This window comes from Flagellimonas aquimarina (assembly GCF_003149745.1).
In the GTDB taxonomy this organism is placed as follows: Bacteria; Bacteroidota; Bacteroidia; order Flavobacteriales; family Flavobacteriaceae; genus Flagellimonas; species Flagellimonas aquimarina.
Genome location: NZ_QGEG01000004.1, coordinates 116,509 through 139,827 on the forward strand (window position 1 = coordinate 116,509; position 23,319 = coordinate 139,827).

Consider the following 23,319-nt stretch of genomic DNA (forward strand, 5'->3'; position numbering starts at 1 on the left):
AGTCGAAATAAGGGGCTCTTTTTGTTAGGTTTAACATAGCTTTATTACTCTTATTTAATCGAAAGTAATACTGTTGATAATTTTTTTAATAAAGTAAGGCTCAGTTGTTTTGAAAGGTGTGATTTTGCGTATATTGGCATGATATTTTAACCACAAAAAACAATTAGATTTTAGCATGGCAGAAGGAGAAAAGTTAATTTCTATCAACATTGAAGATGAGATGAAATCTGCCTACATTGATTATTCAATGTCGGTCATTGTGTCACGTGCCCTGCCAGATGTTCGGGATGGACTTAAACCTGTTCATAGAAGGGTGTTGTATGGAATGCATGAACTGGGTGTTAGATCCAATAGTGCACATAAAAAATCTGCACGTATTGTTGGGGAGGTATTGGGTAAGTATCACCCACATGGTGACACCTCGGTCTATGATTCAATGGTACGTATGGCCCAGGAATGGAGCTTAAGGTATATGCTGGTTGATGGACAAGGGAACTTTGGTTCCGTGGATGGAGATAGTCCTGCAGCAATGCGTTATACCGAGGCAAGAATGCGCAAGATTGCTGATGATATGTTGATAGATATCGATAAAGATACTGTTGACCATCAACTAAATTTTGATGATTCTCTTAAGGAACCTACTGTTTTACCAACAAGGGTTCCACAATTATTGGTGAACGGAGCTTCCGGTATTGCCGTAGGTATGGCAACAAACATGCCTCCTCATAACCTTTCGGAAGTTGTTGATGGAACAATTGCATATATCGAAAACAAGGATATTGAAATAGATGAGCTTATCACTCATATCAAAGCACCGGATTTTCCAACAGGTGGTATTATTTATGGCTATGATGGCGTAAAAGAAGCTTTTCATACCGGAAGGGGACGCGTTGTAATGAGGGCAAAAGCTACTTTTGAAGAGGTTCAAGGTAGAGAGTGTATCATTGTAACAGAGATTCCATATCAGGTCAATAAGGCAGATATGATCAAAAAGACTGCCGACCTTGTCAATGACAAAAAGATTGAAGGAATTTCTACAATTCGGGATGAATCCGACAGAAATGGTATGCGCATCGTTTACATTTTAAAACGGGATGCGATTCCTAACATTGTACTTAATATGCTGTACAAGTATACAGCACTTCAGTCATCTTTCAGTGTTAATAACATAGCGCTTGTAAACGGAAGACCGAAATTACTCAATCTAAAAGAAATTATCCACTACTTTGTTGAGCATAGACATGAAGTAGTGGTCAGAAGAACCAAGTTCGAGCTTAAAAAAGCCGAAGATCGTGCGCACATCCTGGAAGGTCTTATAATAGCTTCTGATAATATAGATGAAGTAATTGCAGTGATAAGAGGATCTTCCAACGTAGAAGAAGCAAGAAACGCTTTAATGGAGCGCTTTAAACTTACCGAAATCCAGGCAAAAGCCATTGTAGAGATGCGCTTGCGCCAGCTTACTGGACTGGAGCAGGATAAGTTACGAGAAGAGTATGATGCACTTTTGAAGACCATAGAAGACCTAAAAGACATTCTTGATAAGAAAGAAAGAAGAATGCAAATCATAAAAGATGAATTGTATGAGGTCAAGGATAAGTATGGAGATGAAAGAAGATCGGAGATTAATTTTGCGGGAGGTGATTTAAGTATTGAAGATATGATTCCTGATGAACAGGTTGTCATTACCATTTCACATGCCGGTTATATCAAAAGGACTCCTTTATCGGAGTATAAAACTCAGAATAGAGGGGGAGTGGGTCAAAAAGCTTCATCAACTCGAAACGAGGATTTCTTAGAACACCTTTTTGTGGGGACCAACCACCAGTATATGTTGTTCTTTACCCAAAAAGGGAAGTGTTTTTGGATGCGCGTTTATGAAATACCTGAAGGAAGCAGAACATCTAAGGGAAGAGCCATTCAAAATCTAATTAACATAGAAAGTGAGGATAAGGTCAAAGCCTTTATCTGCACGCAAGATCTAAAAGATGAAGATTATGTGAATGGTCACTATGTTATTATGGCCACTAAAAAAGGAACTGTCAAAAAGACATCGCTTGAGCAGTATTCCAGACCACGACAAAATGGTATAAATGCCATTACCATTAGAGACGAGGATGAATTGCTTGAAGCTAAACTTACCACAGGTACCAGTCAAATTTTCTTAGGATTGAAATCCGGTAAGGCAATTCGTTTTGAAGAAAGCAAAACCAGGCCAATGGGCAGAAATGCTTCTGGGGTAAGGGGAATTACTCTAGCAAGCGAGGATGATGAGGTCATAGGGATGGTATCAGTACACAATTTTGAGGACGATATCTTGGTGGTTTCTGAAAACGGATACGGAAAGCGCTCTACAATTGATGACTATCGAGTTACCAACAGAGGTGGTAAAGGAGTTAAAACAATCTCAATTACTGATAAAACAGGTGGTCTTGTGGCCATTAAAAATGTTTCTGATACTGATGACTTGATGATTATTAACAAATCGGGTATTGCTATTAGGATGGGTGTAGAAGATTTGAGAGTAATGGGTAGAGCAACTCAAGGTGTAAAACTTATTAATTTAAAGGACAAGGACTCCATTGCGGCGGTTGCCAAAGTGATGAAAGATGAAGATGCGGTAGAAGAAGCCGATATCCTTGATATTGAGGTTAATGGAGAAGATGGCACAGCAATTGATGATACTTCCGACGAGACAAAAGAATAAACATAAACACTAATAATTATAATTACATTTAAAATGAAGACTAAAGTTTTAATACTACTTGCCATAGGGATTTCTACGATGGGCTTTTCCCAAAAAAATGAAATCAAGGCAGCAGAAAAAGCACTAAAAGTAGGAGATTCCGAAAGTGCTAAGACCGCTTTGGATGGAGCTGCATCTTTGATTGATGCTGCCGATGCCAAAATACAGGCACAATATTACACCGTTAAGGGTAATACGTACTCCGACTTGGCTAAAAAAGGAGATGCAACAGCTTTTCAACCTGCAATTGATGCTTTCAACAAAGTTATTTCAATAGAGGAAGCAGCTGGTAAGGAAAAATATACTACTGTAGCTAGACAGAGTTTGGCCCAAATAACAGCAGATTTAGTAAATGCTGCCGTTGCGGACAATAACGACAAAAAATTTGGAGAAGCCGCTGAAAAACTATACCAGGCATATAAATTGAGTCCAACAGACACTCTCTATTTATACTATGCAGCCAGTAGTGCAGTAAATGGGCAAAACTACGAGAAGTCATTGGAATATTATGATGAGCTTAAGGAAATTGGCTATGATGGTAGCGATGTTACTTTCACTGCGGTTAATATAGAAACGGGAGAGGTGGAGACTATGGATAAGAACACCCGTGATCTTTATGTAAAGGCTGGGACTCATAAGGACCCAAAGGAAGAAAAATCTCCTTCAAAAAAGTCTGAAATTGTAAAAAATATTGCCCTAATAAATCAACAGCTGGGTGATAATGATAAAGCCTTGGCAGCATATGCAGATGCAAGAGCTGTAGATCCAAATGATGTTAACCTAGTTTTGGGTGAAGCTAATTTGTACTATGCCATGGGGGACAAGGATAAATTTAAAGAATTGATGGCTCAGGCCTCTGATATGGCTCCAGATAATGCAGATTTACTATATAACATTGGAGTTATTAATATGGAACAGGGTAATTTGGAAGAAGCCAGGGAGGCCTACAAAAAAACCTTGGCGGTTGATCCAGGTTATATTAATGCCTTGTTGAATCTTTCAACAACTTATGTTAACGAAGGTAACGGTCTTATTGATGAAATGAATACCCTTGGTAGCTCTAGAGCTGATATTGCAAGATATGATGAATTAAAGCAACAAAAAGACGACCTGTTTTTAGAAGGTTCAAAAATTTTGGAGGATGCGTTAAAAACTAACCCTGACAACCAAAGTGTTTTAGCTCAACTTAAAAACATATATGGTGCTTTAGGAGATACAGAAAATTTCATGAGAATTAAAAAATTATTGGGAGAGTAGTTCTTCCTTTAGTAATAAAATAAAAAAGCCCCTTTCGCAGGGGCTTTTTTTATATCACTTTTTTTATTACTCTGAGCTTGTGGGTGTATTGTTTTTTTTGAGCGTTAAAAATACCAGTATGATCAATACGGTCAATACGCACATGCCCATGGGCATGAATAATGTAGTTGTCCTTTAGAATAATCCCCACATGGTCAATAACTCCTTCATTATTATCAAAAAACGCTAAGTCTCCCGCTTCGCTTTCTTCAATGAAGCTTAAAGCTTCACCTTGTTTAGATTGCTGTTCGGCACCTCTTTTTAATGTATGTCCATTTATTTTATAGACCATTTGGGTAAATCCGGAACAATCTATTCCAAACGGAGTTTTTCCACCACTTTGATAAGGAGCTTTTAAATACAACAAAGCCGTATTTATCAAATCTGATTTTTTATTTGCTCCTTCAGTATAATTTCCTTCAAAAGTGTTTTGCAAAGCCTCAGTTTTAGATACCATTGATCCAAGTAAAATAGGCATTAACATTTCATCTTCAGTACAAACATGAGAGATGATATCTGAGGAAAATTTTGGTTTTTCAAATGAGTTGAGAAAAGCGAACTCGTCTTCGGCTATTAAAGTTATTTGATTGTTAGATACCCAACCTTCACATTGGTCATATACAACACGAATTCTGCTCCATTTTTTTCTATGCTCCAAAACTTTGAAGTGATCTCCGTATAGCAATTGAGAGACCATTTCACTGCTATTATCAGGGAGTGTTCTAATAGGAACAATGCTTAGATGGCAAATTCCGTATTGCATCTATTTAATGAGCTTGAATAAATTAATTTCTTTCTAAAACAATTGCCGAAGCACCACCACCACCATTACAAATGGCTGCAGCACCTAGTTTTGCATTGTTCTGCTCAAGTATATTAAGCAGGGTAATGGTAATTCGTGCTCCTGAACAACCCAAAGGATGACCTAAGGATACTGCTCCACCATTAACATTTACATTGGAATCTTGCAATCCTAAAAGTTTCATATTGGCAAGGCCAACAACAGAAAAGGCCTCGTTAATTTCAAAAAAGTCAATGTCTTTTATAGAGACTCCAGCTCTATCCAAAGCTTTAGGCAGTGCCTTGGCAGGAGCGGTTGTAAACCATTCGGGCTCATGTGCTGCATCGGCGTAGCCCTTTATTGTGGCCAAAGGAGTAAGGTTTAACTCAGACGCTTTATCCGCGCTCATAAGTACTACTGCGGCAGCTCCATCATTTATTGTAGAGGCATTGGCGGCAGTAACGGTTCCGTCCTTGGTGAAAGCAGGTCTTAATGCGGGTATTTTTTCCATTTTCACATTGCTGTACTCTTCGTCTTCGCTAACAATGATTGGCTCTCCTCTGCGTTGAGGAACTTCAACAGGAATAACCTCATTTGCAAATTTGCCAGCTTTCCAAGCTTCAGTAGCTCTTTGATAAGATTGAATGGCGAAGGCATCCTGTTCTTCTCTACTAAAATTGTGCTCAACAGCACATGCATCTGCGCAAACGCCCATTGCATTTTGATCATAGGCATCCACCAGTCCATCCTTTTGCATTCCATCCACCAAAGTTCCGGGGCCAAATTTTAGACCATTTCTCATATAAGTGTAATGTGGAATTAGGCTCATGTTTTCCATACCTCCTGCTACCACTATGGAGTTCTCTCCCAAGGCAATGGACTGTGCCGCTTGCATCATGGCCTTCATACCAGAAGCACATACTTTGTTGATTGTAGTGCACGGGACGGTATCCGGTATTCCTGCGTAAATAGCAGCTTGTCTGGCAGGAGCCTGACCAGTACCTGCTTGAACAACATTACCCATTAAAACCTCTTCTACCTGCTCTGGTTTTAAATTTATCTTTTCTAATGCTCCTTTTATGGCTATTGAACCCAATTTAGGCGCTGGAACACTTGATAAAGAACCCATAAAACTTCCAATTGGCGTTCTAACAGCCGAAACAATTACTACTTTATTCATGTATGCTTTTTTCTAATGCGAAAATACTAAATTTAAATGCAAAGCTCTAGTCTATAAAGGGAGCACTACTTCTTATTTATATTTTCTATTTTTGATGCTTACAGCTCACAGAATGGGAAAAACTTTGGATAATGTTTATAAGCATCAATCACTTGCCTACAAGTATTTTCTGTATTTGGTTTCTGTAGCGCTAATCGTGTTCTTTTTTCCAAAAGGAGGTAAATTTAAATATGAATTTCAGAAAGGGAAACCGTGGCAATATGAAAATCTCTACGCTCCTATAGATTTTTCAATAAAGAAGACAGAGGTAGAAATAGCTGATGAGCAACGCTCCCTCCTTGATAATAAAACGGATTATTACACTTTTGATGCCGATGTACCGGGAAATGTAAAAAAGGCACTCCAAACCGATTTAGAAGGGTTCTTTGCACAAAGTTCTTATCCAGAGTCTCAGCAAGGCGTTATTATGACCGCTGGATTAGAGGTTATAGATAGTATTTATGGGGTAGGGGTATTCCAAGATTTGCCAACATCTAGCTCAATTTTGCTTGTTAAGAACAATGAGGCAAGACCCTTGGGAGCTAATAGTTTTATGGATTTACCTGAATCCAAGAAAAGAGTTTCAGGAATACTCTCCACAAAAAGGACTCCGGCAAAGGAAGTTCTGGAAACATTGATAATAAGAACATTGGAAATAAATGTTTTCTATGATGAAGCACTCACCGAAAGGGCATTGGAAGAGGAATTATCCAAGATATCTTTTACAAGAGGTGAAGTTTCGGAAGGAAGACTGATCATTGCCAAGGGAGAAGTTGTCGAGGCAGAGAATTTCAAAATCCTAAATTCTTTAAAGGAAGAGTACGAATCAGAGTTATGGAGAGGTGATAATTATTACTTTATTCTTCTAGGGTATACCATTTTAGTGGCTTTGGTATTGATTATGTTGTTCCTTTTCTTGAAAAGATATCGAACGGAAATATTTCAGAACAACAATAAGGTTACATTTATTTTCGTGAATGTTTTACTAATGGTGTTAGCAACTACACTCATGGTAAAGAATAATGAAAGCTACGTCTATGTAGTGCCCCTTTGTATACTTCCATTAATACTTAAGAACTTTTTTGATGCTAGATTGGGATTGTTTGTTCATGTACTAACAGTTCTTATTTTGGGGTTTGTGGTTCCCAATAGTTTTGAATATATCTTTTTACAGATTATTGCAGGTATAGTTACCATTTTAACGGCATCTGAACTGTATAAGAGAGCAAATCTTTTTATTTCAGTAGGGCAGATTACTTTAATATACATCATAGGATATTTTGCATTTCATGCAATCCATGAAGGGAATCTTGAGAATATTGAGTGGGTACTATTCGGGGTTTTTATTTTAAACGGGCTTTTGACACTTTTTGCCCAACCCCTCATTTATATGTATGAAAAAATATTTGGCCTAATATCAGATGTTTCTTTATTGGAACTTTCTGATACCAATTCCAAGTTACTAAAAGAACTATCGGAAAAGGCACCGGGTACATTTCACCACTCTCTTCAAGTAGCTAATCTTGCCGAGGCCGCTGCAAACGAAATCGGGGCTAACGCAATGCTAGTTAGGGTAGGAGCATTGTATCATGATATTGGAAAGATGAGCAAGCCCACTTTTTTCACAGAAAATCAAATAACAAGTGTAAATCCACATGATGATTTACCACCAAAAGAAAGTGCCAAGATTATTGTTGATCATGTTATCAACGGAATTGAAATAGCAAGAAAGAATAACCTTCCTGATAGGATAATAGATTTTTTAAGAACGCATCACGGTACAACGTTGGTTTTTTACTTTTATAAAAAGCAGCAAGAACTAGAGCAAGAGGTAAATGAAAAAGATTTTAGATACCCGGGGCCTATTCCATTTTCCAAGGAAACTGCTATTTTAATGATGGCAGATGCAGTTGAAGCGGCTTCCAAAAGCTTAAAGAACCCAACCTATGGTATTATAGACGAATTTGTGGAAAAAATCGTGAAAGGTCAAATGCAGGCAAATCAATTTTTAAATGCCAATATCACACTAAAAGAGATTGAAATGGTAAAGAAAGTTTTAAAACAAAAATTGACCAATATCTACCATTTAAGAGTTGAGTATCCTGAGTAACTGAACCACTAAAAAATTGTGTTCAAAAAAATTAGAAAATAGTTGCGATGTTACAAATGAAAGGGTATTTTTGCATCCGCGTTTTGCGTAGGTTCATAGATAGATAAGATTATTGGAGAGGTGCCGGAGTGGTAACGGAGCAGATTGCTAATCTGTCGACGCGTAAGTGTCGCATGGGTTCGAGTCCCATTCTCTCCGCAATTTTCTTTTAAAATAAGATAACCAATTCGGGGTGTAGCGTAGCCCGGTTATCGCGCCGCGTTTGGGACGCGGAGGTCGCAGGTTCGAATCCTGCCACCCCGACTTTTAACATTTAAACCCTGATAATCTATCGATTATTGGGGTTTCTTGTTTTTATTCTTTTTATGATGCCAAATATAGTCTACATACTAAGTGTCAGAAAGTATGGAGACAAATACACTACCTGACTTAAAAATTGTATTTTTAAGATCATCTATTTTGATTATGATTGTCCACCACTTCGGAGAAGGAAACTCGCTCTTAAATCAATTTATTGCAGAAATCAGGGATGTTGAAATCCAAAAAGATGCAATGCGTTTTCGCAGAAATATTGAACGCATCGGCGAGATTCTAAGTTACGAACTAAGTAAGTCACTAAATTATCAGGGCACAGTGGTAAAAACCCCTTTCGGGAGCAAAGAGATGTCGCTGCCCACAGATAGGTTGGTGCTTTGTTCAGTATTACGAGCGGGATTACCCTTGCATCAAGGAATGTTGAATTATTTTGATGGATCTGAAAATGCATTCATTTCGGCCTATCGTCATCATCGGGGAGATGAAGATGCTTTTGAGGTTATCGTCAAATACTTTGCGGCACCTTCTTTAGCCGGCAAAACTTTGGTACTCACTGATCCTATGTTGGCTACAGGAAAGACTTTGGAAAACGTTTTTAAATCCTTGAAGGAACATGGTGAACCGAAGCAGATTCATATCCTTTCCGTAATAGGTTCAAAAGCAGGAATAGAGCATATCAAGAAAGTTTTTCCAGAAAACACTCATTTATGGATTGCGGCCATTGATGAAAAGCTAAACAACAGAGGTTATATTCTACCAGGAATAGGTGATGCAGGTGATTTGGCATTTGGAGAGAAGCTATAGACAATTTTTATTCCTTTTAAAATTAAAGGATCATTCTGTTAATTTTAAAGAACAAAGAACAGTGTCATTTGCATTTATTTATATTCAAAAGAACTCAAATGAAGTCTGCTGGATTATTAAACCTTTATATAAATGAAGAACAATATTAGACCTATATCATGGTTGGTGATAATCTTTTTGGTGACTTTCCATTTTAGCTGTAAAGAACAACATAAAAAGGAAACCAGCAGCAAAAATTCAAAATTACTTGAAGAATCAGGTTTTGATGAAATTGAAAGAGCACTACTTACAGAGGTGCCTAATGGAATAGAAACCCCTATAGGCATGGTCTGGGTTCCTGGCGCTAAATTTACCAGAGGTGCGGTTGCTCTGGATAAAATGGCCATGAGCCATGAGGGGCCACCCCACACCGTTGCTGTAGATGGGTTTTTTATGGATATAACTGAAGTGACCAACAAGCAGTTTAAAAGATTTGTAGAGGAAACGGGCTATATTACAACCTCAGAAAGAGATATCGATTGGGAAGAATTAAAAAAACAGCTTCCAGAGGGAACACCCAAACCACATGATACTATTTTACAGCCTGGATCGCTCACCTTCAAAAAAACAAAAGAATCAGTATCTAATCTTTATGATTTTTCTCAATGGTGGGGATGGACCATTGGAGCGGATTGGAAACACCCAAATGGACCAAAAAGTTCTATTGAAGGAAAAGAGAATTACCCTGTTGTACATATTTCTTATGAAGATGCAAAGGCGTATTGCGATTGGGCAGGCAGAAGACTACCAACCGAAGCTGAGTGGGAACTGGCTGCTTGGGGAGATAAAAGAAATTCCATTTTTTTCTGGGGCAATGATATTGCGCTCTTAAATAAAAATGCAAACACATGGGAAGGGGAGTTCCCAGTAGAAAATACTCAAGAAGATGGATTTGAAGCAAGTGCACCTATAAAATCATACGCTCCAAATAGTTTGGGTCTTTATGATATGGCAGGAAACGTATGGGAATGGACCAGCGATTGGTACAATACCTATTACTACCAAAAACAAGCCGATAACATCAAAGTGCCTTTAAACCCACAAGGACCCATTTCTCCTTATAACCAGCAAAACCCATATGTTAAAGAAAAAGTAATGAAAGGTGGATCGTTTTTGTGCAGTGCATCTTACTGTGCCAGTTACAGAGTTTCTGCGCGCATGGCCACAAGCATTGATTCATCTCTGGAACATTTGGGCTTTAGAACCGTTGTGACTTCTCAAATGTTACAAGAACAAACTAAATGAACATCAAATTAGATTCAAGAATCACTTAAAATATCAAACTGAAAAACGGTCTCATTCAGATAAAGTTGACCTGGTCTTAGTATACTCGATGGAAAATGGGGGTGACTTGTTGCATCAGGAAAATTCTGTGTTTCAAAACAGATTGCAGGATATTTTTTATAGCTTCTGTTATTGGAGTAATTAAGGTCTGGAAGATATTTTGGCGTAAAAATAACGATAGCGGGTTGGTTTGTATAAATGTTCATGCAAATACCATTAGAAGTTGAAAAAAGCATAGCAACATTGAATTGTGTTGGTTCTAAGATAAATGTGTCGTCGATACCTGCAAAACCTTCTTTTTCAATTAGAGACTTTTCACCATAATCAAATCGGGTTCCTTTAGATGGTATTATGCTTCCGGTAGGAAGCAAACGGTTGTCCACTTCTAAATATGAATGACTGTGAACTTGTAAATGATGCTTTAAGATGCTTCCACATCCTTCTAAGTTGAAATATGAGTGGTTTGTTAAGTTTATTACCGTGGTTTTATCGGTGGTTCCTTCATAGGTTATTTTTAAGGTATTGGATTCCATCAACTCATAGTTTACGGATACATGAAGATTTCCAGGATAATTTTCTTCCAAATGCTCACTTATATAGGAAAGTTTGACCGATGAGTTTTTACCATTGATTACCGTATCAATATTCCAGAATTTTTTATCAAAACCTTGTTTTCCGCCATGTAAGTGTGCCCCATTTTGGTTATAAATGGGATATTCCTGGTTTTCTATTGCCATTACTCCTCCAGAGATTCTACCGGCATGCCTTCCAACGGTAGCACCTAGCAAGAGGTGATGATCCAAATAACTTTGCTTGGTATATTCTTCTGGCGATTCCAGTCCTACTACTACATTGATTAGATTCCCATTTTTATCCGGAATTTTCAAAGACAGTATGGTGGCTCCATAGTTGGAAATTTGCAGTATTGCTCCATTTGAATTGCTCAGTGTCACAATTTCTAGCATAGCACATTTGAATTTTTGCAGATCAAAACCTACAAATGAAAGAATTATTGAATTTTCAAGATAGCTATTTTGAACATTTTGATTTTTTTAAATGTATTTTAATAATTGACTTTATTTAATTGGACATTAATTAATGTTAATTGTATATTTGCAGCCGCAAAATAGGTCGCATAGCTCAGCTGGATAGAGCATCTGCCTTCTAAGCAGACGGTCGCAGGTTCGAATCCTGCTGCGATCACCACTTGAAAACCCCAGTGTTCCTGGGGTTTTTTATTTATCCGAGATCATTCCCTACCTTTAATTTGAATGAAATTTCGCTAAAAACGGATGTTTTACGCAATTATTTCCGTCTTTTTTCCGTCTCAAAATAGAAATTAAATAAAACTTCTTACTAGGGAAAGTAAACGAACCAAAAAGGGATTTCCCATAATACTATTAACTGACCTTTTTTAAGTAAATTTTTGCTGGGAAAGAATTTGAGGTGCTATTAATCCTTTATTTGAACTTTAAGAATATGAATTTAGTCTATTGTTGAGGAATTCAATGAAAACCCTTAATAATCTATTCTCCTCACTTTTAATAAAATTCAGTAATCCAATAATTAGAATTGGAAATAAGAATAGGGCAACCAAGAAAACAGGGAATTCTATTTTTAGGAAACTTTGAAGTATTAAAAGCATGACAGGTAGAACTATCATAAGCACCAGAAGAAAAGACTTCTTTTTCGTTTTTAACTTGATTTCTGTTTTTGAATCCTCCAACTTTGCCAAATTTCCGTAAAAAATAATATCACTTTTGGTATTTGGATAGTTTGTATCAAATACCAAATTAGTTCCAAACGAAAAATTCAAACTTATCACGAAGCTGTTTTCGGACAGCCATTTGAAATGAAATTTTTTGTTGCCGTCATCCAATAGTTTTTTCAAATCCACTAAACTGATTTTTACTCCAAGATTTTCCGTTCGGTTATTGAATAATGACTGAAGTTTCATCGTTTTTTTGAACTTTGGTAACGGTTTTGTGCATGATTAGTAGCGATTTTGTATGCGTTATTTTCCGGAAAATAAGTTACAAAATAAAAAAGAAAAGCGATTTGAATTAAGACTCAAATCGCTATTACTTATGCACGTTGTTGGCAATAGTTATTGGACACTTACTTGATTCCATATCCCAGTGGCGGCAGTTTGTTTAGCATAGGTATCAAAGTCTTTGGCTGGCCTACCCAACACTTTGGCAACATCATAAAATACTTCTTGGTTATTTGGGTCACCTAATACTTCTTGGAACAAATAACCAAAGAGCCACACATAAGAATCTGGCAATCCTGCTTTCCGCATTCCATTCTTGAATTCGCCAATAGAAATGGGTACAAATTGAATCGTTTTTTTGGATGCTTTAGCCATAATTTCAACCACTTCTTTAAAGGTTCTTTTTTGAGGTCCTGTAACGGTTATGGTTTGTCCATTATACGAATCATCGATTAATACTTTGGTTACCACGTCTGCGATGTCATCCGCGTCCACAAATGGAATTTCCGCCTCCGGCATTGGCAGTGCAACTACACCATCTAATACAAAATCTAAAAATGCCCCTTCACTAAAGTTTTGATTAAACCACGAAGCCCTAACCAAGGTGTAATTTAAGCCTGAATTGGCAACGATATCCTCACAAGCTTCGGCTTCAGTTTCCCCTTTACCAGAAAGCAATACTACTTTCTCTAACTCAGCTTCTAACGCTTTTTTAGTGAGTGTTGTAATTGCATCTCTAGACCCAGGAACGGCCAAATCTGGATAGTAAACAATATATGCTCTGTCTATATCCTTCAATGCACCTGCATAGGTTTCTTGATTTTCCCAATCAAAAGCTGGTTCTGTTTTTCTTCCCACAACACGAACTTTATGTCCTAACTGAGCTAAATTTTTGGCTACTCGACGACCTGTTTTACCTGTTCCTCCGATAACTAAAATGTTTTGTATTTTCATGTTTTTAAAGTTTAAAAGTTTGTAATTATTCTGTTTTTAATTTTTACTCAAATGCTTTTCGAAACTTTGAAGTTTCTGGGTTAATTCTTCCCGTAAGACGTGATTATTAATTCCATCATCAGAGAAATTTTCAAAGAAACTAGGCAAGGAAAAATCCCCAATTACATTAGCGCCTAAGAAGGGAAAGTAGTTAACAGCACCCTGCAATACAGTGGCACCACCTCGACCACCAGGTGAGGTTGCCATTAAGAGTACGGGTTTCTCTCGCCATACTTTCATATTTGCGCGAGACAACCAGTCTAATGTATTTTTAAATACTGCTGTATAGGTCCCATTGTGTTCTGCTAATGCAATTATAAATCCGTGGGCTTTGTCAAATAATTCATTGAGTCTTTTAATAGCTATTGGTATGCCATTTTCATCTTCAAAATCAACTCCGTAAATAGGCAGAACATAATCGTTTAAGTCGATAGAAATTAGTTCTACATTTTCCATTAAACCAGAAGTATAGGACAACAACCTTTTGTTAATAGATTTCTGACTATTAGTTCCTGCAATTGTGATTATTTTTTTCATGTTATTTAATTTTTGCTATTAAACTATCTATAGACCATTTTCCACTTCCATTTACTAAGACACTTAAAGCGAGACCAATAATTAGAAGCGAATATTCGTAACCTTCACCTGCCTGATTTCCAAACCAATTCATAAAAAAACCATGCTCTAACTGTGTAGTGATAATGATTCCTGTAAACATGCTTGCAAGCGATAAGGCCCAAAATCTGGAGAAGAAGCCAAGAACTAATGAAATAGAGCCAAAAAACTCAATCATTATAACCGAGAAGGCCACAATACCAGGCAAACCCATTTGGGTAGTCAATGATTCCATTGTTCCGGAATAGCCATAACCACCAAAGAGTCCCAATAATTTTTGTGCACCATGCGGAAATATTACTAAACCGAGCGTCCATCTTGCGATACTAAACCCAATATTGGGATTAGTTTTTAAAAATTGTTTTACTGAATGTTGCATAATGTTTGATTTTTAAAGTTGTTTATAGAGTTTTACGATAATAGAATCCGAAGGCTAACTTTGAGATTGGTTGAGGCCCAAACTGGTCGAGATCTATACCGATACCGACCTGATGGTCATAAATGGACACTCCAACTCTAAGCTGTTGAAAGCTCCTTGAATGCCGTTTAAATTCATTCCAAATGGTTAAGAACTGACCGTTTAACCAGAGGGATATATGGTCATTTAGAGGTCTGTTATATTGGATTTGTACAAATACCTCTGCATAGCTAGCACTGTTTTCCTCTGAGTGCGCTACAGTTGGCATGACTACAAATAATAGGCATGAATTTTTGAGTGTATACTTGGCAGATAATCTTTCAGAATAGCCAGCAAAGCTGTTATAGTATATGGAAGGACCTAGGCCAATATTTTTGGTAATATTCCAAAACAATGTGGGTTGTACCCCAACCTCATCAAATTCCTCATTTTCATTTTTAAATTTTTGGAAGAAAGCCAGGGTATTTAGACTTAGTGTTCCGCTTTTATTTATGGGATAACTTGAGAATAAGGTAAAATCTGTTTTATCAAATCCTGAAAACAATTCTACTTGTGTAAACTGTGCTTGTAAAGGGTTTGTAAACCCCATGATTAAAAGAGAACTGAAGATGATTATTCTTTTCATGCTTCAAAATTCCAATAGGAACGCATGAAAAAAAATGAACTAGTTTAAGACTTTTACCTTCGGTTGACTTTGGTAATTATCTTACTCATAAATTCTGGCGTAATGCCAATGTAACCTGCTAGATCTTTTTGAGTAATTCTATTAACGATGTTTGGATATTTTTTTTTGTACTCGATATATCTCTCCTCTGCGGTTAAAGAAAGACCTTGATTTGAGCGTCTTATATAACTAATTAAAGATCTTTGATATAGGTTACGATAAAAACGTTCAAATTTTGGTATCTCTTGAAAAAGCAATTCATAATTTGCTCTTGAAATACCCAACAATTCTGAATCTTCTGTAGCCTTAATAAAATAGCGTGTAGGTTCTTTAGTTATAAAGCTTGCCATATCACCAGTCCAATAATCCTCTATGGCAAACATGGATATATGAGGCGCCCCATCTTCATCTAAAGTATATACCTTTAAACAACCTTTGGTTATAAAATACTCATACTTGGTAACATCGCCTGCTTGCATTAAAAATGTCTTTTTTTTGACTTTTATTTCAGTAAGTAAGGAGAGGTATTTTTGCTGCTCCAGCTTGGTTAAATCAATAAACCTAGCAATGTTTTTGAGTATTAATGTATGTGATTCCTTATAGTTCAATTCAGGTTTTGTTTGATTAAGTTGTCTATTTTATTAGGTATATTCGGTAATTATTGCCAACAACTGAGTATAGATCATATGATCTATATATCTTTTATATGTGGAACTAAGTTAAGATAATTTCAAAGGGTTTTTTCGGGACAGTTTCAATCGTTTTATTGAACTTTCAACAGTCTCGGTTATGAACTCGGTGTGGAATTGTCCGCAGGATTATTCCGCTTAGAAATTAGCCGTTGATTAATACTTTTCTTGGTGAGGCACAAAACCAAAATGAATTATAGCCATTATTAGGTGCAGGCTTTATAGTTGGTTCTCTTTTAAATCTTTAGCTAAACTTGCAACTTTCAGTTTTTTATTCCGCTTCAAATATTCTAAATCTGATGAATTGTCAATCATTAATTGGCGATTATAGTAATTTATATGCTCAAGAATTGCGAAGAGATTGGCTAACATTCCCCACAAAATCAAGTTTTCAGGTATAATTTTCCAGTCATTTAGATACAATTGAATTACAAATATTATTGGAACAAGACCAATTAATGCTAAATTTATTTTTTTAGAACTCCTGAAAATATTTAAGTTTTTCTCTTGATTGAAGGGTTTGTTTATCAATCTGTGTAACTTTAATTTCCAATAGTGTTGACCTTGAATAAGTATTATTATACAAATTAAAATTCCATATATCAGAAAAAATATATCCGTAAATGAATTGTTAAGGATTAGATAAACTAGTATCCCCGGGAAAGTCACAAAAGCGTGAAATCTTTCCATAGGATAATAACTCTTTAACCTTTTAATCAGTTTTTGTTTACCCATATTAATTTACAGCTAGCACTTAACTTGTTTATATGGATGTATAATACATCGTTATACCGTCAAAAAGGAATAAAATCGATGTAATTAGTCATTGTTTATTTGAACTCTCGTAACGGCTCATGTATATTATGCAGGATACGGGGCAAGCATATTGACACACACATAATTAGCAGAATTAATTCTGTTATATTCTTTTAAAATTTTTATCAATCTATCTTCAGGGCATTCATACATTTTATTCTCATATGCTCCAGTCATAGTTTCAGATGCAATCAATGCATTAATTATTGTTTCTTCAGTTGCAAGTGCTGTCGCTTTGTAACTAAGCCGTCATTCAGTTTCTTCCTATGTTCAATTACTTTCTTTTATTCCGAAATTCTTTAGAATATCTTCTAAAAGACACCATTTGGTAAAAGCGGACTGTAACAGGTTGGCACCAACAAATGTTGTAAACCATAACCAGTTGATGTTTACATACATGGCCAACAGCAAACTAATCAATATGAATGAACCGGCAACGGCCCTAACTATCCTATTTTTCATAATTGCAATTTTAAATATACTTTTCTATGGGAACCACAATCGCTTTTATGGGATTATTTGTTTCCAGATTTGTATTGAACTCCTTGATCAATTCAAAGAGCGTATCAATATTTTCGTCTTTGGTAAAAGAGAAGAACATATTGGACTCCACGCCTCCTTTTTCACTTGGAAACCAACTTGACGAGCGTATGATGGTTGAAGGGTTCTTGTAGCCATCGATATCGGAACCGCTAAAGCTCTCGATGTTCGCTTTTGTGAACAGCTCCAAAATTTCGTGTTCAAATTCTTCCACAAGTGTCACTATTAGTAGTTTCATCTTTTTATTGTTTTTCAATTTTTACCGCTACTGTCCATCTTATGTTTTCCATTCTGATTGGCCTTACTATTTTCCAATTCTTCTGGATACTTCTTTCGTTCAATCATGAAATACACCAAGGGCACTACCAATAAGGTCAAAACCGTGGAAACAATGGTCCCGCCCATCAGTGAGATGGCCAAACCTTGGAAAATAGGGTCGAACAGAATCACGAAAGCACCAATGACGACTGTACCTGCGGTCAATAGGATTGGGGTGGTACGGACTGCTCCCGCTTCAATAACCGCTTTTTTCAAAGGAATCCCCTCTGCCAAGCGCAGGTTGATAAAATCGATTAGCAGCACCGAATTCCGGACCATGATGCCCGCCAAGGCAATCATGCCGATAAAAGATGTTGCTGTAAAAAATGCACCGAGCATCCAGTGCCCTAGTACAATGCCGATCAAGGAAAGGGGAATGGCCACCATCATCACGATTGGAGCCTTGAAATTTTGGAACCACCCCACAATCAAGATATAAATGATGATAATGACCCCTAAAAAGGCCAAGCCTAAATCACGGAACACTTCCAAGGTAATCTGCCATTCACCGTCCCATTTTATAGTAAAATTGTCCTCAAAATCAGGTTGTTTTATGTAGAGTTCATCAATGGAATAGCCCTGGGGCAACTCCATCTCCGCAAGCTTATCGGTCATACCTAGAATGGCATAGACCGGACTCTCCAGTTCCCCGGCCATATCTGCGAGCACGTAGACCACCCTTTTCTGGTTCTTTCTATAAATACTTTTCGCCTTAACGGTTTCCTGGATATCGACGAGGTCACCAATGGCCATCATGGTACCTTGATTTGATTTCAGTTTCAATTGGGAAATATCGGATAGTGTCGATTTTTCCTTTTCTTCCAATGCCAAAATCAGTCCAATCTGGTCGGCAGCGTTTTCGTCATATAAATTGGTAACTGCTTTTTCGGAAAGGGCCATGTTCATTGTTTGGACAATCTGTTGGGGAACCACACCATACAACATGGCCTTTTCCTTATCAACAACAAATTCATATTCGTTTTGGTCGGCTTCTACCATCCAATCCACATCCACCACATCGCTGGTGTTTTTAAGAATGTTCCGTACCTGATCGGCAATATCCATTTGCATATCGTAATCAGGGCCGTAAATCTCTCCAACTATAGTGGACAATACCGGGGGGCCAGGCGGCACCTCCACAATTTTAACATTGGCATCATAACTTTTTCCAATACGTTGAATTTCTTCTCGCATGGAACTGGCAATACCATGACTCTGGGCACTACGTTCTTTTTTGTCGATGAGATTTACTTGAATGTCCGCCATATTGCTTCCTGCCCGAATATCGTAATGTCGGACCAGCCCGTTAAAGGTAATTGGAGCCGCAGTACCCACATAGGTTTGATAGTTTACGACCTCCGGTCGTGTACGAAGGTATTGGGCTATCTCTTGGGCAACTACACCCGTACGCTCTAAGGTTGTGCCTTCGGGCATGTCGATGACCACCTGAAATTCATTCTTATTGTCAAAGGGCAACATTTTTACGGCCACGGTCTTGGTAAAGAAAAGAACTACCGAACCGATCAGCAATACAAATGTGATCCCCAAAAACAACCATCGTCTTTTTTTGTTTTCTACAAGGGGGCTTTCGAGCCTATCGTACATTTTGTAGATAAAGCTGTCCTCCAATTTCTTTTCTTTCCTTTTGGTTGTTTTTTTGCCTTTTTCTCTGAGAAGTACGTATCCTAGATAGGGAGTAATTGTCAAGGCCACAAAAAGAGAAAATATCATGGCTATGGAGGCACCGATGGGCATGGGTGACATATAAGGGCCCATCAGTCCGGAAACGAAGGCCATCGGTAGAACGGATGCAATGACAGTAAAAGTAGCCAAAATGGTAGGGTTTCCCACCTCGTTGATGGCATACAATGCCGCTTGTTTGAACGGCAGCCGTTTCATTTTAAAATGCCGGTGCATGTTCTCGGCTATGATAATGGAATCGTCAACTACGATACCCGTAACAAAGACCAAGGCAAAAAGTGTAATCCTGTTCAGGGTGTAGTCCAACATGTAGTAGCTCAACAGTGTAAGGGCGAAGGTGATGGGGACCGATAAAAAGACTACCAGTCCACCACGCCACCCCATGGCCAGCATCACCACAAAGGTTACGGCAATAATCGCCCCGATCAAGTGCATCAAAAGTTCTGAGACTTTGTGTGACGCCGTTTCACCATAATTTCGGGTAACTTCTACATGTACGTCATTGGGAATCAGGGTTTCTTTCAAATGTTCTACCTTCTCTAAAGCGATGTCAGCAATCTTCATGGCATCGGCACCTTTGCGTTTGGCCACTGAAATAGTGACAGCAGGGTATTCAGATGAATGGGAGGTTGCCTTTGCGCTCCCTTGACCAAATCCCAGGGACACATAATTTTTTGGTACTTCGGGTCCATCTTGGATATTCGCAATCTGTTTCAGATAAATGGGTCGGTTCCGTTGAACCCCTACCACTAAATTTTCAACGTCGGCAATGGTCTCCAGAAACCTCCCCGTAGTCACCGTGAACTCCTTGTCGTTGTTATCAAAAGTGCCTCCGCTAAGCTGTTGATTGTTGGCCTTGATCATCTCTGCTACGGATATAAAATCCAACCCGCTTTCCGCCATTTTATCTTTGTCCAGAACCACGCGAAGTTGTCGGTTTCGCCCACCTACTTTTTTGATTGCCGATACGTCATTTATTTTTTTGATTTCGTCGGTAAGCTCATTCGCAATCTGTTTCAATTGGTAATCATCATAACTCTCGCTCCACAAGGTAAGCCCCAACACGGGTACGTCATCGATGGCTCGAGTCTTTACCAACGGAAAGGTTACGCCTTGCGGCATAATATCCATGTGCTTGTTGATTTCATTGTACAACTTAACAAATGAACGTTCAATATCTTCACCCACGTAAAATTGTACAATGACCATGGCCTGTTCCTGCATAGAGGTGGAGTACACGTATTCAATTCCCTTGATGTTGGAGATTAGTTTTTCCAAGGGTTTTACCACCCTGTTTTCCACTTCTGTAGGACTTGCACCAGGATATCCTACGAAAATGTCGGCTATGGGAACATCAATTTGGGGCTCTTCTTCCCGAGGTATCAAAAACGAGCTATAGACCCCGATGACCATAAAGACAATCATTAGCAACACAGTCAATTTAGAACCTATAAATGCTTTGGCTATCTTACCTGCTAATCCTTCTTTCATTTTATATTTTTTTGGTTTTCCCTTGCATGGCTGCTTTTTACTGAATCGAAATTTTGGCCCCATTGTATAGTTTGCCCTGGGCGTCAACTATGTACTTCTCATTGGTGGATAGCCCAGACAATACTTCCACGGAATCCTTATAAGTCTGTCCCAAGCGTAACCAACGCAACAATGCTGTATTGCTTTGGCTCACGGTATAAATTCCCGAAAGCTGACCTTTGGTTACCAAGGCCTCCTTGGGAATAAAGATGGTGCTGGAAGCGGACTTTTCCTCCACAGGAAATTGCACCGTGGCGAACATTCCCGATAGAATCTCCGTGTCATCCTTTTCCAATACTACTTTGACCAAGTATTGTCCTCCGGTATTTTTGGACGAGGAGCTGACTTCAGTTACTTTTCCTTTCACCGTTTTGTCCATGGATTTTAATACTACGGTCGCTTTGGCATTTATTTTTATTCGAAGGATTTCAGATTCGGGGACCATGGCCAATACTTGAAAATTTCCTGGTGCCTCCACTTCTAGCAATGGCATTCCGGGATTGGCCATATCACCTTGCTTAATGAACTTATTGGTCACCACCCCATTGAAGGGAGCCCTGATATTGGCATAAGAAAGCTGCGCATTTACCTCGTTCTTCATCTGCTTGGCCACTTCCAACCGAGCTTTGGCCATGTTGTAATTTGCGGTAATGTCGTCGAGTTCCTTTTGGGATGCACTATTTTCTTCAAAAAGATTGGAGTATCTGATGAAGTCCTTTTCGGCAATGGAAAAAGCAGCGTTCGCTTCGGTAATGCCAGCATTAGCTTGTGCCAGCTTGGCGTCAATATCCGAATTGTTGATTCGCAACAACAACTGACCCTTTTGCACCTTTTCCCCCACGTGCACATGGACCTTATCTACATACCCCATTATGCGAGTACTTAGATTGGAACTGTGTACCGCTTCAACCTTACCACTTATGGATAGTAAGGGATTGCTGCTTTCTTCTTTTACGGTATTCACTTTTACTTCAATTGCTGGTGAATTGTCAGCTACTGCTTTTTTGTCTTTGTTACCACAGCTTGCCATAACGAACATTGCTGTTAACAATCCTAATATTGTTCTATTTTTCATGTTGCTTTGTCTATTTTATCTGTCCTTTACTTAAAAACTGAACATACGCCAATGCATAATTATGATTGAAAATCATGGTGTAATATTCCAATTGTTTTTGAGCGTATTGGGTTTCGGCGAATAAGAGGTCCGTTGTCTTTTCCAATCCTTGTTCAAAACGGTTTGTACGTATCCGCAACGATTCTTGGGATTGTTCCATAGCCAGTTTTGCGAGTAGCAGATTGTTTTTCGCATCCTCCAACATTCGTTTGGCCCTATTGAGTTCTACTTGGTTTTCCGCTTTGTATTGATGTAGTTTTAGCCTCGATTTTTCGTATTCAGCCTTGCTTTTTTTTGCTTTTCCAAAGCGTTTGCTACCCTCAAAGAGGTTCCATTTCAGTTCTGCACCAAATAAATAGCCATCGGTATCCCCTTGAAAAATTTCATCATCATGAAGTTCGTAGGTGCCAAAGGCATTCAATCGGGGTAGAAAACTCATTCTATCTGCCCGGTATACTTGATGATAGGCCTTGCTCTTCAATTCCATGGCCTTGATGTCTGCTCGGTCCTCTGGTACATTATCTGGGGACACGGCACCGCTGTCAACATTCAATGAATCTGATGGCTGTAAAACAGGATAACTGGAATCATCCATCAAAACCGACAAATAATTTGAGACGTTCTGAATATTGCTTCTGGCATACTGCAATTGATTCTGGATTTCTGTAGCCCTAACCTCCACTGCCAATACATCCGATTTTTGCAAATACCCCTGGCTAAAATTGTTCTCCGCAATGCGTTTGTTTTCCAAAGCAGACTCTTTGGCCTTTTCCAATACTTCAACGGTCTTGTAGGCCAGTTGTAGTTGCATATAGGCCTTGTCTACCTCCAGATCTATAAATTCCTGGGTGCGCACTGATTGGAGCTCTATAGCGTTCAATTTGGACTTGGCCGCTTTTCTTTGGTAAAGGCCGTCCAAATTCAACAGAGGCTGTTGTACTTCTATACGAGTGGCATAATCTTCAATTTGGGATGGGTTGTTCAATAGATTGGGGTTGAAATCCTCCTGGGTCAGGATGCCCTGGTTAAGCTTTGAACCGAATGCCATCAATGGATTGGTGGTCGCAATAGCTGTATGGGATATCCCTACATTGGGGAAAAGCACTGCATTGGTCTGATCAAAATCACCCTTTGCCATTAAAACATCTTGTTTGGACATTTGAATGGTATTGTTATTTTTCCTGACCCTTGTAAGAACCTCTTCCTTTGTAATAAAAAGGATTTCTTGTGCCCCAAGACCTAGGGAAAAAAATAATACGAGAAGTAAGAGTATTTTATTTATCATGGGTTCCTTAATCAATGTTCATTTTGTACTGCGCAAAATTAGAGGCTTG

Annotated in this window: 20 protein-coding genes and 3 tRNA genes; 8 read left to right on the forward strand and 15 right to left on the reverse strand. The window is 38.3% G+C overall.

What is annotated here, in order from left to right:
• The first annotated feature begins 175 nt into the window (after positions 1-175).
• Positions 176-2,707, forward strand: coding sequence for a DNA gyrase subunit A (gyrA, locus tag DKG77_RS14995; protein ID WP_109664720.1), 2,532 nt, complete (start codon positions 176-178; stop codon positions 2,705-2,707).
• Positions 2,708-2,740: 33 nt separating this feature from the next.
• Complete coding sequence (locus DKG77_RS15000) at positions 2,741-4,003, forward strand: tetratricopeptide repeat protein (RefSeq protein ID WP_109664722.1); 1,263 nt, start codon at positions 2,741-2,743, stop codon at positions 4,001-4,003.
• 49 nt (positions 4,004-4,052) lie between these two features.
• On the opposite strand, the gene DKG77_RS15005 is transcribed toward DKG77_RS15000, so the two are convergent.
• The gene (locus DKG77_RS15005; RefSeq protein ID WP_109664725.1) at positions 4,053-4,805 is read right to left on the reverse strand and encodes a C40 family peptidase; all 753 of its coding nucleotides are present in this window, start codon (positions 4,803-4,805) and stop codon (positions 4,053-4,055) included.
• A 22-nt stretch (positions 4,806-4,827) separates the two neighbouring features.
• Positions 4,828-6,003, reverse strand: coding sequence for an acetyl-CoA C-acyltransferase (locus DKG77_RS15010; protein ID WP_109664728.1), 1,176 nt, complete (start codon positions 6,001-6,003; stop codon positions 4,828-4,830).
• 112 nt (positions 6,004-6,115) lie between these two features.
• On the opposite strand from DKG77_RS15010, the gene DKG77_RS15015 reads away from it, so the two are divergent.
• From DKG77_RS15015 to DKG77_RS15035, 5 genes are all read left to right on the forward strand, one after another.
• Positions 6,116-8,152 carry an HD family phosphohydrolase gene (locus DKG77_RS15015; RefSeq protein WP_109664731.1) on the forward strand — a complete coding sequence of 679 codons (2,037 nt, stop codon included), beginning with the start codon at positions 6,116-6,118 and terminating at the stop codon, positions 8,150-8,152.
• A gap of 114 nt (positions 8,153-8,266) precedes the next feature.
• A tRNA-Ser gene (locus tag DKG77_RS15020) sits at positions 8,267-8,350 on the forward strand.
• A 30-nt stretch (positions 8,351-8,380) separates the two neighbouring features.
• Positions 8,381-8,455: transfer RNA gene (locus tag DKG77_RS15025), tRNA-Pro, on the forward strand.
• A 162-nt stretch (positions 8,456-8,617) separates the two neighbouring features.
• Complete coding sequence (gene upp / locus DKG77_RS15030) at positions 8,618-9,271, forward strand: uracil phosphoribosyltransferase (RefSeq protein ID WP_109664734.1); 654 nt, start codon at positions 8,618-8,620, stop codon at positions 9,269-9,271.
• Positions 9,272-9,403: 132 nt separating this feature from the next.
• Positions 9,404-10,555: a formylglycine-generating enzyme family protein gene (locus tag DKG77_RS15035; RefSeq protein ID WP_109664737.1), complete on the forward strand. Its 1,152-nt coding sequence runs from the start codon at positions 9,404-9,406 to the stop codon at positions 10,553-10,555.
• A 14-nt stretch (positions 10,556-10,569) separates the two neighbouring features.
• On the opposite strand, the gene DKG77_RS15040 is transcribed toward DKG77_RS15035, so the two are convergent.
• Positions 10,570-11,559: an aldose epimerase family protein gene (locus DKG77_RS15040; protein WP_109664740.1), complete on the reverse strand. Its 990-nt coding sequence runs from the start codon at positions 11,557-11,559 to the stop codon at positions 10,570-10,572.
• A 164-nt stretch (positions 11,560-11,723) separates the two neighbouring features.
• Here DKG77_RS15040 and DKG77_RS15045 point away from each other — a divergent pair.
• Positions 11,724-11,800, forward strand: a tRNA-Arg gene (locus DKG77_RS15045).
• 265 nt (positions 11,801-12,065) lie between these two features.
• Here DKG77_RS15045 and DKG77_RS15050 read toward each other — a convergent pair.
• The 12 genes from DKG77_RS15050 to DKG77_RS15105 form a co-directional block, all read right to left on the reverse strand.
• Positions 12,066-12,551: a hypothetical protein gene (locus DKG77_RS15050; protein WP_109664743.1), complete on the reverse strand. Its 486-nt coding sequence runs from the start codon at positions 12,549-12,551 to the stop codon at positions 12,066-12,068.
• Between the two features lie 150 nt (positions 12,552-12,701).
• Positions 12,702-13,541, reverse strand: a complete 840-nt coding sequence (locus DKG77_RS15055; protein WP_109664745.1) for an NmrA family NAD(P)-binding protein — start codon at positions 13,539-13,541, stop codon at positions 12,702-12,704.
• 36 nt (positions 13,542-13,577) lie between these two features.
• A complete protein-coding gene (locus DKG77_RS15060; RefSeq protein ID WP_109664748.1) occupies positions 13,578-14,117 on the reverse strand; it encodes an NADPH-dependent FMN reductase in 540 nt (179 codons plus the stop codon).
• A gap of 1 nt (position 14,118) precedes the next feature.
• Complete coding sequence (locus DKG77_RS15065; protein ID WP_109664751.1) at positions 14,119-14,574, reverse strand: DoxX family protein; 456 nt, start codon at positions 14,572-14,574, stop codon at positions 14,119-14,121.
• 22 nt (positions 14,575-14,596) lie between these two features.
• The gene (locus tag DKG77_RS15070) at positions 14,597-15,238 is read right to left on the reverse strand and encodes a hypothetical protein (protein WP_109664754.1); all 642 of its coding nucleotides are present in this window, start codon (positions 15,236-15,238) and stop codon (positions 14,597-14,599) included.
• A gap of 53 nt (positions 15,239-15,291) precedes the next feature.
• Positions 15,292-15,885, reverse strand: a complete 594-nt coding sequence (locus DKG77_RS15075; protein WP_109664756.1) for a Crp/Fnr family transcriptional regulator — start codon at positions 15,883-15,885, stop codon at positions 15,292-15,294.
• Positions 15,886-16,185: 300 nt separating this feature from the next.
• Complete coding sequence (locus DKG77_RS17040) at positions 16,186-16,497, reverse strand: hypothetical protein (RefSeq protein WP_165819405.1); 312 nt, start codon at positions 16,495-16,497, stop codon at positions 16,186-16,188.
• A 555-nt stretch (positions 16,498-17,052) separates the two neighbouring features.
• Positions 17,053-17,244 carry a YgaP family membrane protein gene (locus tag DKG77_RS15085; RefSeq protein ID WP_109664761.1) on the reverse strand — a complete coding sequence of 64 codons (192 nt, stop codon included), beginning with the start codon at positions 17,242-17,244 and terminating at the stop codon, positions 17,053-17,055.
• Positions 17,245-17,254: 10 nt separating this feature from the next.
• Positions 17,255-17,560, reverse strand: a complete 306-nt coding sequence (locus tag DKG77_RS15090; protein ID WP_109664763.1) for a hypothetical protein — start codon at positions 17,558-17,560, stop codon at positions 17,255-17,257.
• Between the two features lie 14 nt (positions 17,561-17,574).
• Entirely contained in the window at positions 17,575-20,832 is a 3,258-nt protein-coding gene (locus DKG77_RS15095) for an efflux RND transporter permease subunit (RefSeq protein WP_109665033.1), read from the reverse strand.
• Positions 20,833-20,869: 37 nt separating this feature from the next.
• Entirely contained in the window at positions 20,870-21,946 is a 1,077-nt protein-coding gene (locus DKG77_RS15100; protein ID WP_109664766.1) for an efflux RND transporter periplasmic adaptor subunit, read from the reverse strand.
• A 10-nt stretch (positions 21,947-21,956) separates the two neighbouring features.
• Positions 21,957-23,270, reverse strand: coding sequence for a TolC family protein (locus DKG77_RS15105; protein WP_165819406.1), 1,314 nt, complete (start codon positions 23,268-23,270; stop codon positions 21,957-21,959).
• Positions 23,271-23,319: the final 49 nt, after the last annotated feature.

Bases quoted from the DNA above. Each gene is read 5' to 3' on its own strand.
- gyrA (WP_109664720.1), top strand. From the start codon at position 176: ATGGCAGAAGGAGAAAAGTTAATTTCTATCAACATTGAAGATGAGATG.
- DKG77_RS15000 (WP_109664722.1), top strand. From the start codon at position 2,741: ATGAAGACTAAAGTTTTAATACTACTTGCCATAGGGATTTCTACGATG.
- DKG77_RS15005 (WP_109664725.1), bottom strand. From the start codon at position 4,805: ATGCAATACGGAATTTGCCATCTAAGCATTGTTCCTATTAGAACACTC.
- DKG77_RS15010 (WP_109664728.1), bottom strand. From the start codon at position 6,003: ATGAATAAAGTAGTAATTGTTTCGGCTGTTAGAACGCCAATTGGAAGT.
- DKG77_RS15015 (WP_109664731.1), top strand. From the start codon at position 6,116: ATGGGAAAAACTTTGGATAATGTTTATAAGCATCAATCACTTGCCTAC.
- upp (WP_109664734.1), top strand. From the start codon at position 8,618: ATGATTGTCCACCACTTCGGAGAAGGAAACTCGCTCTTAAATCAATTT.
- DKG77_RS15035 (WP_109664737.1), top strand. From the start codon at position 9,404: ATGAAGAACAATATTAGACCTATATCATGGTTGGTGATAATCTTTTTG.
- DKG77_RS15040 (WP_109664740.1), bottom strand. From the start codon at position 11,559: ATGCTAGAAATTGTGACACTGAGCAATTCAAATGGAGCAATACTGCAA.
- DKG77_RS15050 (WP_109664743.1), bottom strand. From the start codon at position 12,551: ATGAAACTTCAGTCATTATTCAATAACCGAACGGAAAATCTTGGAGTA.
- DKG77_RS15055 (WP_109664745.1), bottom strand. From the start codon at position 13,541: ATGAAAATACAAAACATTTTAGTTATCGGAGGAACAGGTAAAACAGGT.
- DKG77_RS15060 (WP_109664748.1), bottom strand. From the start codon at position 14,117: ATGAAAAAAATAATCACAATTGCAGGAACTAATAGTCAGAAATCTATT.
- DKG77_RS15065 (WP_109664751.1), bottom strand. From the start codon at position 14,574: ATGCAACATTCAGTAAAACAATTTTTAAAAACTAATCCCAATATTGGG.
- DKG77_RS15070 (WP_109664754.1), bottom strand. From the start codon at position 15,238: ATGAAAAGAATAATCATCTTCAGTTCTCTTTTAATCATGGGGTTTACA.
- DKG77_RS15085 (WP_109664761.1), bottom strand. From the start codon at position 17,244: ATGAAAAATAGGATAGTTAGGGCCGTTGCCGGTTCATTCATATTGATT.
- DKG77_RS15090 (WP_109664763.1), bottom strand. From the start codon at position 17,560: ATGAAACTACTAATAGTGACACTTGTGGAAGAATTTGAACACGAAATT.
- DKG77_RS15095 (WP_109665033.1), bottom strand. From the start codon at position 20,832: ATGAAAGAAGGATTAGCAGGTAAGATAGCCAAAGCATTTATAGGTTCT.
- DKG77_RS15100 (WP_109664766.1), bottom strand. From the start codon at position 21,946: ATGAAAAATAGAACAATATTAGGATTGTTAACAGCAATGTTCGTTATG.
- DKG77_RS15105 (WP_165819406.1), bottom strand. From the start codon at position 23,270: ATGATAAATAAAATACTCTTACTTCTCGTATTATTTTTTTCCCTAGGT.